General features: G+C 68.4%; 14 protein-coding genes. 11 read left to right on the forward strand and 3 right to left on the reverse strand.

From position 1 onward, the window contains the following. Positions 1 to 43: 43 nt before the first annotated feature. The 9 genes from leuS to HFL01S_RS25725 all read left to right on the forward strand — a co-directional run bounded on the left by leuS (position 44) and on the right by HFL01S_RS25725 (position 11590). Positions 44 to 2719 carry a leucine--tRNA ligase gene (gene leuS / locus HFL01S_RS14115; RefSeq protein WP_066259594.1) on the forward strand — a complete coding sequence of 892 codons (2676 nt, stop codon included), beginning with the start codon at positions 44 to 46 and terminating at the stop codon, positions 2717 to 2719. A gap of 51 nt (positions 2720 to 2770) precedes the next feature. Beyond that, on the forward strand, positions 2771 to 3340 hold the full coding sequence (locus HFL01S_RS14120; RefSeq protein WP_066259596.1) for an LPS-assembly lipoprotein LptE: 570 nt from the start codon (positions 2771 to 2773) through the stop codon (positions 3338 to 3340). A gap of 4 nt (positions 3341 to 3344) precedes the next feature. Next, the gene (gene holA / locus HFL01S_RS14125; protein ID WP_066259597.1) at positions 3345 to 4397 is read left to right on the forward strand and encodes a DNA polymerase III subunit delta; all 1053 of its coding nucleotides are present in this window, start codon (positions 3345 to 3347) and stop codon (positions 4395 to 4397) included. A 21-nt stretch (positions 4398 to 4418) separates the two neighbouring features. Continuing rightward, positions 4419 to 5699 carry a glutamate-5-semialdehyde dehydrogenase gene (locus tag HFL01S_RS14130; RefSeq protein ID WP_066259598.1) on the forward strand — a complete coding sequence of 427 codons (1281 nt, stop codon included), beginning with the start codon at positions 4419 to 4421 and terminating at the stop codon, positions 5697 to 5699. A gap of 105 nt (positions 5700 to 5804) precedes the next feature. Continuing rightward, the gene (gshA, locus tag HFL01S_RS14135; protein ID WP_066259602.1) at positions 5805 to 7088 is read left to right on the forward strand and encodes a glutamate--cysteine ligase; all 1284 of its coding nucleotides are present in this window, start codon (positions 5805 to 5807) and stop codon (positions 7086 to 7088) included. A 141-nt stretch (positions 7089 to 7229) separates the two neighbouring features. After that, a complete protein-coding gene (locus tag HFL01S_RS14140) occupies positions 7230 to 9098 on the forward strand; it encodes a potassium transporter Kup (RefSeq protein ID WP_066259604.1) in 1869 nt (622 codons plus the stop codon). 19 nt (positions 9099 to 9117) lie between these two features. Continuing rightward, complete coding sequence (locus HFL01S_RS14145; RefSeq protein ID WP_066259605.1) at positions 9118 to 10302, forward strand: benzoate/H(+) symporter BenE family transporter; 1185 nt, start codon at positions 9118 to 9120, stop codon at positions 10300 to 10302. Then, positions 10299 to 11252: a glutathione synthase gene (gshB, locus tag HFL01S_RS14150; protein ID WP_066259606.1), complete on the forward strand. Its 954-nt coding sequence runs from the start codon at positions 10299 to 10301 to the stop codon at positions 11250 to 11252. Before HFL01S_RS14145 ends, gshB begins: the two co-directional genes overlap by 4 nt. Then, positions 11249 to 11590, forward strand: a complete 342-nt coding sequence (locus HFL01S_RS25725; protein WP_084383306.1) for a VF530 family protein — start codon at positions 11249 to 11251, stop codon at positions 11588 to 11590. The genes gshB and HFL01S_RS25725 overlap by 4 nt, the downstream gene beginning before the upstream one ends. 3 nt (positions 11591 to 11593) lie before the next feature. On the opposite strand, the gene HFL01S_RS14160 is transcribed toward HFL01S_RS25725, so the two are convergent. After that, positions 11594 to 12355: a class II glutamine amidotransferase gene (locus HFL01S_RS14160; RefSeq protein ID WP_066259611.1), complete on the reverse strand. Its 762-nt coding sequence runs from the start codon at positions 12353 to 12355 to the stop codon at positions 11594 to 11596. A 4-nt stretch (positions 12356 to 12359) separates the two neighbouring features. Then, positions 12360 to 13865, reverse strand: a complete 1506-nt coding sequence (locus HFL01S_RS14165; protein WP_066259613.1) for an MFS transporter — start codon at positions 13863 to 13865, stop codon at positions 12360 to 12362. Positions 13866 to 13979: 114 nt separating this feature from the next. Between HFL01S_RS14165 and HFL01S_RS14170 the strand changes: the two genes are divergently transcribed. Then, positions 13980 to 14639 (forward strand): response regulator, encoded by a 660-nt coding sequence (locus tag HFL01S_RS14170; RefSeq protein WP_066259616.1) that lies wholly within the window; start codon positions 13980 to 13982, stop codon positions 14637 to 14639. Beyond that, positions 14636 to 15973, forward strand: coding sequence for an ATP-binding protein (locus HFL01S_RS14175; RefSeq protein WP_066259618.1), 1338 nt, complete (start codon positions 14636 to 14638; stop codon positions 15971 to 15973). Before HFL01S_RS14170 ends, HFL01S_RS14175 begins: the two co-directional genes overlap by 4 nt. On the opposite strand, the gene HFL01S_RS14180 is transcribed toward HFL01S_RS14175, so the two are convergent. Beyond that, complete coding sequence (locus tag HFL01S_RS14180) at positions 15974 to 16663, reverse strand: DUF1345 domain-containing protein (protein WP_066259620.1); 690 nt, start codon at positions 16661 to 16663, stop codon at positions 15974 to 15976. It lies immediately after the preceding gene. Positions 16664 to 16700: the final 37 nt, after the last annotated feature.

Genomic DNA, 16700 nt, shown 5'->3' on the forward strand with positions numbered 1-16700 from the left:
CCGCTGCCCCTTCCGAACGCCGGCCCAGCCCGGCCCCAGCCCCATGCAAGACAAATACGCCCACCAGGACGTCGAGCGCGCAGCGCACGCCCACTGGACCGCCACCGACGCCTACCGCGTCACCGAAGACCAGAGCAAGAAGAAGTTCTACGCCTGCTCCATGCTGCCCTACCCCAGCGGCAAGCTGCACATGGGCCATGTGCGCAACTACACCATCAACGACATGCTCACGCGCTACCTGCGCATGAACGGTCACAACGTGCTGATGCCCATGGGCTGGGACGCCTTCGGTCTGCCGGCCGAAAACGCGGCGCTCAAGAACGGCGTGCCACCGGCGAAGTGGACCTACGAAAACATCGCCTACATGAAGAAGCAGATGCAGGCGATGGGGCTGGCCATCGACTGGTCGCGCGAGGTCGCCACCTGCTCGCCCGAGTACTACAAGTGGAACCAGTGGCTGTTCCTGAAGATGCTGGACAAGGGCATCGCCTACCGCAAGACCCAGGTCGTCAACTGGGACCCGGTGGACCAGACCGTGCTGGCCAACGAGCAGGTGATCGACGGCCGCGGCTGGCGCACCGGCGCGCTGGTGGAAAAACGCGAGATCCCGGGCTACTACCTGAACATCACGTCGTATGCCGACGAGCTGCTCAACCATGTGCAGATCGGCAACGACAAGGCCACGCTCAACGGCTGGCCCGACAAGGTCCGCCTGATGCAGGAGAACTGGATCGGCAAGAGCGAAGGTGTGCGCTTCGCCTTCACGCATGAGATCAAGTCCGCCGACAGCAGCCTGATCGGCGATGGCCGCATGTACGTGTTCACCACGCGCGCCGACACCATCATGGGTGTGACCTTCTGCGCCGTGGCGCCCGAACACCCTCTGGCCCAGCACGCCGCGGCGACCAACGACAAGCTGGCCGTCTTCATCGAAGACTGCAAGAAGGGCGGCACCACCGAGGCCGAACTGGCAACACAGGAAAAGCTGGGCATGCCCACCGGCCTGTTCGTCACCCACCCGCTGACCGGCGAGCAGGTCGAGGTCTGGGTCGGCAACTACGTGCTTATGAGCTATGGCGACGGCGCCGTGATGGGCGTGCCGGCGCATGACGAACGCGACTTCGCGTTTGCGCTCAAGTACCAGCTGCCGATCAAACAGGTGGTGGCAGTCGAAGGCGAAACCTTCTCCACCGACGCCTGGGCCGAGTGGTACGGCGACAAACAGAAGTGTGTCTGTGTGAATTCGGGCGTGCTCGACGGGCTGAATCAGAAGGCCGCTGTGAACAAGGTCGCCGAGCTGCTGGCCGACAAAGGCCTGGGCGAGAAGAAGACCACCTTCCGCCTGCGCGACTGGGGCATCAGCCGCCAGCGCTACTGGGGCACGCCGATCCCGATCATCCACTGCGAATCCTGCGGCCCGGTGCCGGTGCCCGAGAAGGACCTGCCGGTGCGCCTGCCCGAGGATCTGGTGCCGGACGGCAGCGGCAACCCGCTGAACAAGTGCGAAGCCTTCCTGAAGGTGGACTGCCCCTGCTGCGGCAAGCCCGCGCGGCGTGAGACCGACACCATGGACACCTTCGTGGATTCGTCCTGGTACTTCATGCGCTATTGCGACCCCACCAACAGCGAGAAGATGGTCGCGGAAGGCGCCGACTACTGGATGCCGATGGACCAGTACATCGGCGGCATCGAACACGCCATCCTGCACCTGCTATACGCGCGTTTCTGGACCAAGGTGATGCGCGACCTGGGCCTCGTGAAAGTGGACGAGCCCTTCACCAAGCTGCTGACTCAGGGCATGGTGCTCAACCACATCTACTCGCGCCGCACCGAGAAGGGCGGCAAGGAGTATTTCTGGCCGCAGGACGTGGAGCATGTGTTGGACGAAGGTGGCAAGGTCATCGGCGCCAAGCTGATCAAGGCGGTGGGCGACCTGCCCACGGGCACGGCCATCGACTACGAGGGCGTGGGCACCATGTCCAAGTCCAAGAACAACGGCGTCGACCCGCAGGACCTGATCGAGAAGTACGGTGCCGACACCGCGCGCCTGTACACCATGTTCACCGCGCCGCCCGAGGCCACGCTGGAGTGGAACGACGCGGCGGTGGAGGGCAGCTACCGCTTCCTGCGCCGGGTCTGGGGCTTCGGCCACAAGCTCGGCGCCATCGATGGCCTGGGGGGGCTGGCGGCCGGCGTGTCGGGCCAGGGCCTGTCCAAGGCGGCCAAGGCGCTGCGGCTGGAGGTCCACACCGTGCTCAAGCAGGTGGACTACGACTACCAGCGCATGCAGTACAACACCGTGGTCTCGGGCGCGATGAAGATGCTCAACGCGCTGGAAGACTTCAAGGGCGACGGCGGCGAGGGTGACAACGCCGCGCTGGCAGAGGGCTTTGGCATCCTGCTGCGCGCGCTGTATCCCGCCACGCCGCACATCGCCCAGACCCTGTGGAGCGAACTGGGCTACGCAGCCGTGTCGGGCGACCTGCTGGACGCGCCCTGGCCCAAGGCCGACGAATCGGCCCTGCAACGCGACGAGATCGAGCTGGTGCTGCAGGTCAATGGCAAGCTGCGCGGCAGCGTGACCGTGCCGGCCAGCGCCGACAAGGCCGCCATCGAGGCCGCCGCCCTGGCCAGCGAAGCCTTCCAGAAAGCCGCCAACGGTGCCGCGCCCAAGAAGGTCGTGGTGGTGCCCGGCCGTCTGGTGAACGTGGTGGTATAAAACTTTGATTCCCGTCGCATGTCCTCTTTCAACCGAGCGAGACCCCAAGCCATGGCCCCTGCTGTCCTGAAATCACCGGCCCGACGGGCCGCCCTGTGTGGTCTGGCGGCGGCCGGTTCGGCAGGCCTTCTGGCAGGTCTGACGGGCTGCGGGTTTGCGCTGCGCCAGGCGCCCAAGTTCGCGTTCGAGTCGGTGCGGGTGGCGGGCTTCGAAAACACCTCGGTGTCCCGGTCGCTGCAGCTGGCGCTGGTGTCTTCGGGGCTGCGCGTGGTGAACTCGTCCGCGGGCGCCCAGGCGCCGGCGGACCCTGCGCAGGCCGCGGTGCCGCCGCAGGTGGTGCTCTTCGTCACACTGGACCGCCACGAGCGCGTGGTGTCCGGCCAGACCGACACTGGCCAGGTGCGGGAACTGACTCTGCGCGCCCGGTTCCGCTTCCGGCTGACGACCCCGACGGGAAAGATCCTGATCGAAGAGACCGAGCTGCTGCTGGAGCGCGACATCAGCTTCAGCGAAACGGTGGCCCTGGCCAAGGCCGCGGAAGAGAGCCTCATGTTCCGCGACATGGACGGCGACATCGTGCAGCAGGTGCTGCGCCGGCTGGCCGCTGTGAAGACCCTCTGATCCCATGCAGCTTGCCGCCCCGCAGCTGGCCGGGCATCTGCAAAAGGCACTGCGCTCCCTCTACACGCTGCACGGTGATGAGCCTCTGCTGATCCAGGAGGCGGCGGATGCCATCCGCGCCACCGCGCGCGCCCAGGGCTACACCGAGCGCACCGTGCACACCGTGGCCGGTGCCCACTACGACTGGAGCGAGGTGCTCGCCAGCGGCGGTTCGATGAGCCTGTTTGCCGACCGGCAGCTGATCGAGATCCAGATCCCGTCAGGCAAACCGGGCAAGGACGGCTCGCAGGTGCTGCAGCAAGTGGCCGAGGCTGCGCGGGACAACGACTCGACCCTCACGCTGGTGCTGCTGCCGCGGCTGGACATGGCCACGCAGAAGGGTGCCTGGTTTGGTGCTCTGGACAGTTTTGGGGTCACGGTCAAGGTGGACCCGGTCGAGCGGCAGGCGCTGCCCGCCTGGATCGCCCAGCGCCTTCAGGCCCAGGGGCAGCGGGTGTCGGCCGGAGAGCAAGGGCAGCGCACGCTGCAGTTTTTTGCCGACCGGGTCGAAGGCAACCTGCTGGCGGCGCACCAGGAGATCCAGAAGCTGGGTCTGCTGTATCCGGCCGGCGAACTGAGCTTTGAACAGATCGAGAACGTGGTGCTGAACGTGGCCCGTTACACGCCGTTCAAGCTGGCCGAGGCGGTACTGGGCGGCCAGGTGCTGCGGGTGCAGCGCATGCTCGATGGCCTGCAGGCCGAGGGGGAGGCGGCGGTGCTGGTGCACTTCGCGCTGTCCGAGGGCATCCGCACGCTGCACCGGGTGCGGGCCGCGATGGACGCCGGCCGGCCGCTGCCCATGGCGCTGCGCGAGAACCGGGTCTGGGGCGTCAAGGAAAAGCTGATGGAGCGCGCGCTGCCGTTGATCCGGCCCGCACAGCTGGCTCAGTGGCTGCAGGACGCACACACGGTGGACGGCATCGTCAAGGGGCTCAAGCAGCCCGACTGGCCGGCCGATCCGTGGGACGCCCTGCACCGCATGGCACTGCGTGTGGCCAATGCCTGTGCGCTGAAGTAGGCACTCTGCGAAAATCGCGTGATGAACGCGATTTCCACCTCCGAACTGATGAACACCCTGGGCAGCCAGGCCAAGGCCGCCTCGGCGCTGATGGCCAAGGCCGGCGCCGCGACCAAGATCAAGGCGCTGCGCGAGCTGGCCCGCCTGCTGCGTGAGAACGTCGCGCCGCTGCAGGTGGAAAACGCCAAGGACCTGGAGCGCGCCCGTGCCGCCGGTCTGGCCGAACCCATGGTGGACCGGCTCAAGCTCACGCCCAAGGTGCTGGAGACCTGCGCCGAGGGCTGTGAGCAGCTGGCCGCGATGGCGGACATCATCGGCGAGATCTCGGGCATGAAGCAGATGCCCAGCGGCATTCGCGTGGGCCAGATGCGTGTGCCCATCGGCGTGTTCGGCATGATCTACGAGAGCCGTCCGAACGTCACCATCGAGGCCGCCAGCCTGTCGATCAAGAGCGGCAATGCCTGCATCCTTCGCGGCGGCTCCGAGGCCATCGATTCCAACCGCGCCCTCGCCGCGCTGGTGCAGCAGGCTCTGGTCGCCGCCGGTCTGCCGGCCGACGCGGTGCAACTGGTGCCCACGACCGACCGCGCCGCCGTCGGCCAGCTGATTGCCATGCCGCAGTACGTGGACGTGATCATCCCGCGCGGTGGCAAGGGCCTGATCGAGCGCATCAGCGCCGAGGCCAAGGTGCCGGTCATCAAGCACCTGGACGGCAACTGCCACACCTATGTGGACGACCCCTGCGACATCGCCATGGCGGTCAAGGTGGCCGACAACGCCAAGACGCAGAAGTACAGCCCCTGCAACGCGACCGAGAGCCTGCTGGTGGCTCGCGGTGTGGCGGCCGACTTCCTGCCGAAAATCGGCGCCGTCTACGCCGCCAAGGGCGTGGAGATGCGCGGCTGCACCGAGGCACTGGCCATCCTGGCCGCCGTCCCCGGGGCGAGCACCCGGCCTGCGACCGAACAGGACTGGTGCGAGGAATACCTCGCGCCCGTCGTCAGTGTGAAGATCGTGGACGGCGTGGACGAGGCCATCGCCCACATCAACCGCTACTCCAGCCACCACACCGACGCCATCCTCACCACCGACCACGTGCACGCCCAGCGTTTTCTGCGTGAGGTCGATTCCGCCAGCGTCATAGTGAATGCGAGCACCCGCTTCGCAGACGGCTTCGAGTACGGGCTGGGCGCCGAAATCGGCATCAGCACCGACAAGTTCCACGCCCGCGGGCCGGTGGGGGTCGAGGGCCTGACCTCGCTGAAGTACGTGGTGCTGGGCGAGGGTGAAATCCGCACCTGAGCGGGGCTTGCAAGCCGGGCCGCCGCCCCCATTTCCAACCTTTGGCTGTCATGACCGGTCCCTACAATGGGACGGTCCTCTTATTCTTCGCGCAAAGGTTGTCCCATGGTTCCGCACCTCGTCACGGCATTGACCGGTCCGATCAACGAGCTGGAGCAGCGGATCCTCGAATCCACGCCGGTGATCGAGCGCTGGTTCCGTCTGGAATGGATGGAGCACACGCCGCCGTTCTACACCTCGGTGGACGTGCGCAACGCCGGCTTCAAGCTGGCACCGGTGGACACCAACCTCTACCCCGGCGCCTGGAACCACCTGACGCCCGAGATGATGCCGCTGGCGGTGCAGGCGGCGATGGCGGCGATCGAGAAGATCTGCCCTGAGGCCAAGAACCTGCTGCTGGTGCCGGAGAACCGCACCGATATCTTCTACCTGGCCAACCTGGCCCAGCTGCAGCGCATCTTCTACCAGGCCGGCCTGAACGTGCGTCTGGGCTCGTTGTCCAACGACATCAAGGCGCCGACGACCTTCGACCTGCCCGGTGGCGAGACGGTCACGCTCGAACCGCTGATCCGCAGCAAGCGCCGCCTGGGGCTCAAGCACTTCGACCCCTGCACCATCCTGCTCAACAACGACCTCGCCGCCGGCGCGCCGGGCATTCTGGAAGACCTGCACGAGCAGTACCTGCTGCCGCCGCTGCACGCCGGCTGGGGCATCCGCCGCAAGAGCAACCACTTCAAGGCCTATGAAGAGGTGGCCAAGCGCTTTGGCAAGCTGCTGGGCATGGACCCCTGGCTGATCACGCCCATGTTCAACCAGTGCGGCGCGGTGAACTTCGCCGAGCAGAGCGGGCTGGAGTGCCTGCGCAGCAACACCGACGCGCTGCTGGCGCGCGTGCGGCGCAAGTACAAGGAATACGGCATCAACGAGAAGCCGTTTGTCGTCATCAAGGCCGACAACAGCCACGCGGCGCTGGGCCAGCTGACGGTGCGCGACGCCAAGGAGCTGGACGACGCCTGGTTCCAGGCGCGCGCCAAGGCCACCGCGGGGCACGCGATCGGCGAGGTAATCATCCAGGAAGGCGTGCTCACCAACGAGCGCATCAACGCCGCCGTGGCCGAGCCGGTGGTCTACATGATGGACCGCTACGTGGTGGGCGGTTTCTACCGCGTGCACGCCGACCGCAGCACCGACGAGAGCCTGGCCGCACCGGGCGCGAGCTTCGTGCCCCTGGCGTTCGAGCAGAGCGCCCAGCTGCCGCAACCCGGGATGAAGCCCGGGGCCAGCGTGCCCAACCGCTTCTACATGTACGGGGTGATCGGCCGCCTGGCCATGCTCTCGGCCGCCTACGAGCTCGAAGCCACCGACCCGGACGCCGAAACCTACGACTGACGCCGGACGGTTGTTGCGCCGCAACATCCGGTGCCCGGCCGTCTGTTCGGGGGCATCTCCCGGCTGACAGCCGGGTGGGCGCGGGCGCAGAATCGCGGTCTTCCAGACAACGGGTCTGGCCCGCCCGGGCCGGACGGTTTTGTGTCCTCGAACAAGTCGTCGCTTGCTGCGCTCACCCTGGGCGCCATCGGTGTGGTCTACGGCGATATCGGCACCTCGGTGCTGTACGCCATCAAGGAAATTTTCGGGTCGGGCCATGTGCCCTTCACCCACGCCAACGTCTACGGCGTGCTGTCCATCGTCTTCTGGACGCTGACGGTCATCGTCTCCCTCAAGTACGTCACCCTGGTGCTGCGCGCCGACAACGGCGGCGAAGGCGGCCTGATCGCCATGCTGGCACTGGCCTCGCAGGCTGTGAAGGACAAGCCCGAACTGCGCAAGTGGCTGCTGGCCATCGGCATCTTCGGCACCTCGCTGTTCTACGGCGATGGCGTCATCACCCCGGCCATCTCGGTGCTGTCCGCGGTGGAGGGTCTGGAGGTGGTGTCGCCCCACTTCAGGAAATACGTGGTGCCCATCACGCTGGTGGTGCTGTTTGCACTGTTCTTCGTGCAAAAGCGTGGCACGGGCGGCATCGGCAAATTCTTCGGCCCCATCACGGTGCTGTGGTTCGTGTCCATCGCCCTGCTGGCGGTGCCTCACATCGTCGGCCACCCCGAGATCCTGGGGGCGCTCAGTCCGCACCACGCGCTGCGCTTCATGTGGGAGCAGCCGGGCACGACCTTCATCATCCTGGGCGCCGTGGTGCTGTGCGTGACCGGCGGCGAGGCGCTGTACGCCGACATGGGCCACTTCGGCAAGAAGCCGATCCGGCTGGCGTGGTTCTCCATCGTCATGCCCTGCCTCACCATCAACTACTTCGGCCAGGGCGCGCTGCTGCTGGAAGACCCGGAGGCGGTGAAGAACCCGTTCTTCAACATGGCGCCCGACTGGGCCCTGCTGCCCCTGGTGGGCCTGGCGACCATGGCCACGGTGATCGCCTCGCAGGCGCTGATCTCCGGTGCCTTCAGCGTGACCAAGCAGGCCATCCAGCTGGGCTACCTGCCGCGCCTGAACATCCGCCACACCAGCGTCAGCGACACCGGACAGATCTACATTCCCTTCGTCAACTGGGGCCTGTTCACCGCCATCGTGCTGGCGGTGGTGATGTTCAAGTCCTCCTCCAACCTGGCCGCGGCCTACGGCATTGCTGTCACGCTGGACATGCTCATCACCACGGTGCTGACCTTCTTCGTCATCCGCTACGGCTGGAAGTACCCGCTGGCCCTGTGCGTGGCCGCCACCGGCTGGTTCTTCATCGTCGACCTGGCCTTCTTCAGTTCCAACCTGCTCAAGCTGTTCGCGGGCGGCTGGTTCCCGCTGCTGATCGGTGGCGTGGTGTTCACGCTGATGATGACCTGGAAGCAGGGCCGGGCCCTGATGGCCAAGGCCCAGCAGGCCGAGGCGATCGAGCTGGACAGCTTCCTGGAAGCTGTGTTCATGGACCCGCCCACGCGGGTGGCCGGCACGGCCGTGTTCCTGACGGCGGATACCGGCACCGTGCCCAACGCGCTGCTGCACAACCTCAAGCACAACAAGGTGCTGCACGAGCAGAACCTGTTCGTCACCGTGCGCAGCCACGAGCGCCCCTGGATCGGCCTGGACAAGCGGCTGGAGGTCAACGCCCTGGGGCACGACTGCTGGGAAGTGGTGATCCACTACGGTTTCAAGAACGATCCGGACGTGCCCAAGGCGCTGGCCCTGATGCGCGGTCGTGGCTGCGAACTGGAGCCGATGCTCACCAGCTACTTCCTCTCGCGCGACCTGGTGGTGCCCACGCTGGGCGAGGGCATGGCGCTGTGGCGCGAGAAGCTGTTCGCCCAGATGCACCACAACGCCGGTGCGGCGGCGGAGTTCCTGAACCTGCCGGCCAATGCGGTGATCGAGCTCGGCTCCAAACTCGAGATCTGATGCCCGGCACAATCGCCGGATGTCTTTTTTCCGTGACCTGAACCTCTCGGCCGCCACGGCCGGCTTCGTGGCGGTGCTGGTGGGCTTCACCAGCTCGGTCGCCATCGTCTTCCAGGCCGCGCAGGCCTTCGGCGCCACGCCCGAGCTCATCACGTCGTGGATGTGGGCTCTGGGCCTGGGCATGGGCCTGTGTTCGGTCATTCCCTCGCTGATCCTGAAGAAGCCCGTCATGGTGGCCTGGAGCACGCCGGGCGCCGCGGTGCTGGCCACGGCTGGCATCGCCGGCGGCTTCACGATGGCTCAGGCGGTGGGCGCCTTCATGGCCTGCGCGGTGCTGATCATCCTCTCGGGTGCGACCGGTCTGTTCGAGCGGGTGATGAACCGCATCCCCATGGCCATTGCCTCGGCCCTGCTGGCTGGCGTGCTGGCGCGCTTCGGCTTGCAGGCCTTTGCCGCCGCGCAGACCGCGCTGCCGCTGGTGGTGCTGATGCTGCTGGCCTACCTGCTGGGGCGGCGCTTCCTGCCGCGCTATGCCGTGCCGCTGACGCTGCTGGTGGCGGTGGTGACCGTGGTGGCCAACGGGCAGTTCAACGCCGGTGCACTCACGCTGCAGTGGGCGGTGCCGGTGTTCACCGCACCCGAGTTCACGTTCGGCGCTTTCGTCAGCCTGGCGCTGCCGCTGTTCATCGTCACCATGGCCTCGCAGAACCTGCCGGGCGTGGCCGCGATCCGCGCCGCGGGCTACCAGATGCCGATCTCCAGGATCATCACCATGACCGGGGTCGCCACCCTGGTGCTCGCGCCCTTCGGCGGCTACGCGCTCAACCTCAGCGCCATCACCGCGGCCATCTGCATGGGCGAGGAGGCGCACGCCGACAAGGACAAGCGCTACACCGCGGCCGTGGCCTGCGGGCTGATCTACATCGCCATCGGTCTGGTGGGCGCGGCGGTCACCGGCCTGCTGCTGGCCTTCCCCAAGGAACTGGTGCTGGCGATCGCGGGGCTGGCGCTGCTGGGCAGCATCGGTGGCGGCCTGCACGCCGCGCTCAAGGACGACACCCACCGCGAAGCCGCGCTCATCACCTTTCTGGTCACGCTCAGCGGGGTGGTGATTGCCGGCATCGGCTCGGCGTTTTGGGGTGTGGTCGCCGGCGCGCTCGCGCTGTTTGTGCAACAGTACGGAGCCCGAAAGCACACACCATGAACATCCTCTTCGTTGCCGACCCGCTGGAGTCCTTCAAGACCTACAAGGACACCACCTTTTCCATGATGCGCGAGCTGCAGAAGCGCGGCCACGCCATCGCCGCCACCGAACCGCGCCACATCGGCTGGCGCAGCGGTGGCACCGTCAATGCCACCGTGCGCCGCATCCGCCTGACTGGCGATCCACACGACTGGTTCGCCGTCACCGGTGAGGCGGTCGAAGCGCTGAAAGACTTTGACGCCGTGGTCATGCGCAAGGACCCGCCGTTCGACAGCGAGTTCTTCTACTGCACCCACCTGCTGGAGCAGGCGCAGCGCGAAGGTGCGCGCGTGTTCAACCGCCCCTCGGCCCTGCGCGAGCACCCCGAAAAACTCGCGCTGATGGAGTTCGCCGAGTTCGCGCCACCCACGCTGGTGACGCGCTCGCCCGAGGCCATCCGCGCCTTCCACGCGGAACACAAGGACATCATCCTCAAGCCGCTGGACGGCATGGGCGGCATGGGCATCTTCCGCGTCGGCGCCGACGGCATGAACCTCGGTTCCATCATCGAGACGCTCAACCAGGGCGGCGCCACCAGCGTGATGGTGCAGCGCTACCTGCCCGAGATCGTGGACGGCGACAAGCGCCTGCTGCTCATTGGCGGAAAGGTCGCGCCCTATGTGCTCGCGCGCATCCCGCAGGGCAACGAGGTGCGCGGCAACCTGGCGGCCGGCGGCAAGGGCGTGGCCCAGCCGCTGAGCGACGAGAATCGCGCCGTGGCCGAGGCCATTGCGCCGGTGCTGGCCGCGCGCGGTCTGCTGCTGGTGGGGCTGGACATGATCGGCAACAAGGTCACCGAGATCAACGTCACCAGCCCGACCTGCTTCCAGGAGATCCACGACCAGACCGGTTTCGATGTGCCGGCGATGTTCGTGGATGCGCTGGAAGCGGCGTTGAAAGTGCCCGCGTGAGCGAAGAGCAGCAACTCGACGATCCGGCGCCGGGCCGCCCCAAGCCGGATCAGCCCCCTCGGGGGGCAGCGACCCGCGAAGCGGCGGAGCGTGGGGGCACCCATGTTCAGCCGAGGAACCCGCTGCACGGGATGACGCTGGAGGCGATCCTCAACGCCCTGGTGGACCACTACGGCTGGGACGGCCTGGGCGAGCGCATTCCGGTGCGCAGCTTCAACATCGACCCCAGCATCCCCTCCAGCCTGCGCTTCCTGCGCAAGACGCCCTGGGCGCGCGAGAAGGTCGAGGGCCTGTACCTCTACATGCTGCGCGAGCAGCAGCGCCGAGCCCGGCGCTGAGGCCTACACCACCACGCCGTCGACGAAGACCTTCAGTTCGCCGGGTTCGAACGCCGTCCACTGCTCGTCGCTGGTCAGTGGCGTTGTGACGATCACGGCCGCGCGGTCACCGGGCTGGTTGACCTCGGCGAAGTTCACCGTCCAGTCGTGGTCCATCAGCGTGGCCTTGGAGAACGGGTACTGGCGCACCAGGTAGTGCAGCTTCGTGCTGCAGTGCGCCCACATGGCCTCGCCGTTGGACAGCAGGAAGTTGAAGGTGCCGAAGGACGTGACCTGCGGTATCAGCTCGCGCAGGGTGTGCGTCAGCTCCTCGACGCTGGGCAGGCTGGCGTGCGATTTGGCCAGCTCCTGCATCAGCCAGCAGAAGGCGCGCTCGCTGTCGGTGGTGCCGACCGGGCGGAACGCACTGTGCAGCTTGGGGAAATAGTCCTTGAGGTCGCCGTTGTGGGCGAACACCCAGTGCCGGCCCCAGAGCTCGCGCGTGAACGGGTGGGCGTTTTCCAGGGCCACCTCGCCGATGGTGGCCTTGCGCACGTGGGCGACGATGTTCCTGCTCTTGAGCGGGTAGCTGCGCAGGAACTCGGCCATGCGCGAGTTGGCGGCGCTCTCGTGGTCGATGAACAGCCGCAGGCCCCGGCCCTCGAAGAATGCGATGCCCCAGCCGTCCGCGTGGTGGTCGGTGGCACCACCGCGCCGGCAGAAGCCGGTGAAGCTGAAGGATGCGTCGGTCGGGGTGGCGCAGTTGAGGGCGAGCAGCTGGCACATCCGGCTATTGTCCGGCAGCCTTCCCGGTTTTTTCGCGCATTTTCACGGCGGCCCCAATGGCCAGCGCACAAATGGCCGCGACCATGAAAAACGTCTCGTTGAACGGCGCCAGGTGGCCGGGCGCGGTGTTGCCCGGAACCAGCTTGAGGCCGTGCGCCGCGGTTCGCCACTCCAGCACGATGCCGCACAGGCTCACCCCCGCGGCGCCGCCGAGCATGCGCAGGAAGTTGATGGCGCTGGCGCCCTGCGGGATCTGGGCCCGGTCCAGACCGCGCATGGCGCCGACGTTCAGCGAGGGCAGGATGAAGCCCAGGCCCAGCCGGCCCAGGATGGCCCAGGCCACCAGCAGGGTGAGGGTCTGGGCACGGTGCTCGGTGTCTATGGTCGGCATCAGCGCGAACGAGGTCGCCAGCAGCAGCAGACCGATGCTCACCAGCCGGTGGGCAGGCTGGCGGTCCGATATCCGGCCCACGACGGCGATGGTCACGGCCAGCACCAGGCCGGCGGGCAGCAGGATGGTGCCGACGAAGGAGGCCGACAGGCCCAGGCCCATCTGCATGTAGACCGGCAGCAGGTAGGTGGAGCCGAACAGCGCGACGCCGTAGATGAAGGCCACGATGCTGCCCATGGCGAAGCGCCGGTCGCGGAACAGCGAGAGGTTCAGCAGCGGGTCTGTGCCCTGGTCGGGGTGGCGCGCGCGCGCCAGCAGCATGCGCCGCTGCAGCGCCACGAAGACCACCAGCGCCAGCGCAGCGGCGCCCAGCAGACCGGCCGCCGTGAGGGCCGTGCCTCCTTTGAGCTCCACCAGGCCGTTGAGCAGGCACAGCGTACCGGCCGTGGCCAGCAGCAGGCCGCGCCAGTCGAGTGCGGCGCCCTGCGGGTTGGCGGCGGCGCCGCCGGGTGCGGTGGTCGGGACGAAGCGCCGCGCCAGCCACAGCGAGGCCAGGCAGAAGGGCACGACCATAAAGAAGATGGAGCGCCAGCCGAAGGCGTCGACCAGCAGGCCGCCGATGGACGGGCCGAGGGCCGGCGCCAGCACCACGCCCATGCCGAAGATGCCGCTGGCGCGGCCCTGTTCCTGGGAGTCGAAGGCGCGCAGGATGATGATGGCGGGGATCGGCTGCACGACGCCCGCGGCCAGTCCTTCGGCCACCCGCGCGGCCAGCACCAGCGGGTAGTGCTGGGCGAAGCCACCCACCAGGCCGCCGACCAGCAGCAGCCACATGCAGCCGGTGTAGGTGCGGCGGTAGCCGTAGCGCGCCAGCAGCCAGGGCGTGGTCAGCATGGACACCGTCATCGCGGCCATGAAGCCGGAGGTGGCCCACTGCGCGCGCTCCTGGCCGAGCGCGAAGTGGTGGCTCATGTCGGGGATGGCCACGTTGACGATGGTCGAGGACATCACCGAGGCCATGGTGCCGACCATCACCGAGAGCAGCAGCAGCCAGCGGTAGCGCGGCCCGTGGCGTGCGCGCAGGGCGGTGATGGAGTGGGGATCGGCTGGTGTGTTCATGCGGGCGGGTCCAGGCGGCAGCTTATCGGGTTTGCCGCTGCCGGGCGTGGCCGGGGACATGCCGCGTAACATTGCCGGCACCCGCGCGCGGCACTCAGGCCGCCGCGGACTGCAATGCGCCTTTTGCTGGTGGAAGACGACTCGATGATCGGCGAATCGGTGCTCGACCTGTTGCGCGCCGAGCTGTACGCCGTGGACTGGGTGCGCGACGGCGACGCCGCCGACACGGCCCTGCGCACCCAGGACTACGACCTGGTGCTGCTCGACCTCGGCCTGCCGCGGCAGGACGGCCTGTCGGTGCTGCGCCGGCTGCGCGCGCGCCGCTCCCGCGTGCCGGTGCTGATCGCCACCGCGCGCGACGCGCTGGCGCAGCGGGTCGAGGGCCTGGACGCCGGGGCCGACGACTACGTGGTCAAACCCTACGAGATGGACGAGCTGCTGGCGCGCATCCGTGCCCTGCTGCGCCGCGCCTCGGGCCGCGCCGAACCGGTCTACGAGCACCAGGGCGTGTCCATCAACCCGGCCACGCGCGAGGTCACGGTGAACGGCGAACCGGTGGTGCTCTCCGGGCGCGAATGGGCGGTGCTGGAGCCGCTGCTGGCGCGGCCCGGGATGGTGCTCTCGCGCGCGCAGCTGGAAGAAAAGCTCTACGACTGGAAGCACGAGATCAGCTCCAACGCGGTCGAGGTGTACATCCACGGTCTGCGCAAGAAGCTGGGCGCCGACCTGATCCAGAACGTGCGCGGCGTCGGCTACCTGGTGCCCAGGGCATGAGGCTGCGCTGGCCCACCTCCCTGCGCGCGCGCCTGCTGGTGTTCGTGCTGCTGGCCATCCTGGCGACCGCGCTGCTGCAGGCCGCCCTGGCCTGGCGCGCGGCGCGGGCCGAGGCCGATGCGCTGTTCGACTACCAGATGCGCCAGACCGCCCAGACCCTGCGCGCCGGCCTGCCCGAGGGGCTGGCCACCGGCGTGCTGCCGGTGCCGCCAGAGCAGCAGGACTTCGACTTCGTACTGCAGATCTGGTCGGTCGACGGCTCGCTGCTGCTGCGCTCGGCCGACCGGCCCGAGCTGCCGGCGCGTGCGGTGCTGGGTTTTGCCGACGTGGTGGCGCACGGCACCACCTACCGCGTCTATTCGGTGATCACCGGCGGCCTGGTGATCCAGGTTGCGCAGGACATGGCGGTGCGCCAGCGCATGGCCGGCGACCTGGCGCTGCGCACGGCCGCGCCGGTGCTGTGGCTGGCGCCGGTGCTGATGCTGGCCGTGGGCTGGCTGGTGCGCCGCACTCTGGCCCCGGTGGCGCGGGTGCGCGAGCAGGTGGCCACGCGCAGCGCCGATGACCTGGCGCCGCTGGCCGGGCAGGCCCTGCCCGACGAGATCCGCCCGCTGGTGCAGGAGTTCAACGGCCTGCTGCAGCGCCTGGGCCAGGCCTTCGAGGTGCAGCAGCGCTTCGTGGCCGACGCGGCCCACGAGCTGCGCTCGCCGCTGGCGGCGCTCAAGCTGCAGGTGCAGGGCCTGCGCCGCGCCGACGACGCCGAGCACCGCGAGCGCGCACTGCAGCGGCTGGATACCGGCATCGACCGCGCCACCCGCCTGGTGGGCCAGCTGATGGAACTGGCGCGCCAGCAGGCGCGGCAGGCCGAGGGCGCGCCCGCGGCGCCGCTGGACCTGGCGGCGCTGGCGCGCACGGTGATCGCCGAGGCGGTGGCCGATGCCCAGGCCCGCTCGCAGGAGCTGGGCCTGTCGGGCCTGGAGACGGCGATGGTGACCGGCCACGCCGACGCGCTGCGCCTGCTGCTGCGCAACCTGGTTGAAAACGCCATCAAGTACACACCGGCCGGTGGCCGCATCGAGGTCGGTGTGGTGGCCGGCGAGGCGCCCGGGCGGCTGGCGCTGGTGGTGGAGGACAGCGGCCCGGGCATTCCCGAGGCCGAGCGCACGCGCGTGCTCGACCGCTTCTACCGCCTGCCCGATGCGCCTTCCACCGGCAGCGGCCTGGGGCTGGCGATCGCGCAGTCGGTGGCCCAGATGCACGGCGGCGCGCTGCGGCTGGACGCCTCGCCCACGCTGGGCGGCCTGCGCGTGCGGCTGGAGCTGCCGGCGGCCTGATCAGCCCAGCGCGCTGGCCAGCACGTTCACCGCCAGCGCCAGCACGGTGAGGTTGAAGGCGAACGACAGCAGGCCATGCCAGGTGGCGAGCCGGCGCAGCGAGCGTTCGGTGATGGCCACGTCCGAGACCTGCGAGGTCATGCCGATCACCGCGCTGAAATAGAAGAAGTCCAGGTAGTCCGGCGCCTCACCGCCCGGAAACGCCAGGCCACCCACATGCGGGCGGTCGTGCCCGTCCGGGCGGTAGTAGCGCCGCGCGTAGTGCAGCGCGAACACGCTCTGGATCAGCAGCCAGGCGCCCATCAGCGACAGCACCATCAGCGCCAGGTGGGCCATGCGCGGGGCGCCGCGCAGGTGGGCGCCAGCGTCGGCGGCCATGGCCACGGCCACCAGGCAGGCCAGCCCCGCCAGCGTGACCAGCACGAACAGCATGGCGGCGCCGGGGTCTTCCCACTGGGCGCGGCGCCGGGTGTCGGCGGCGTTGAGGCGGTGGGCCAGGTGGGCCATCAGCCCGAGGTAGGTGGTGCAGTACGCGACCCAGCCGCAGAGCAGGGCGGTACCGGCCGGCGCCGCCACCAGCCGCGCCACCGCCAGACCGGTCAGCACCCCGGGCAGCAGCGCCAGCGCCTGGCGTTCCAGGGCGCTGAAGCGGGCCGACCAGTGCAGGCCGTGCAGCGGGTGCGATTTCATGCGGGCAGTGTGCCACCGCGGGCCGATTAAGCCCCGT

Origin of the sequence: Hydrogenophaga flava NBRC 102514 (assembly GCF_001571145.1) — a bacterium.
In the GTDB taxonomy this organism is placed as follows: Bacteria; Pseudomonadota; Gammaproteobacteria; order Burkholderiales; family Burkholderiaceae_C; genus Hydrogenophaga; species Hydrogenophaga flava.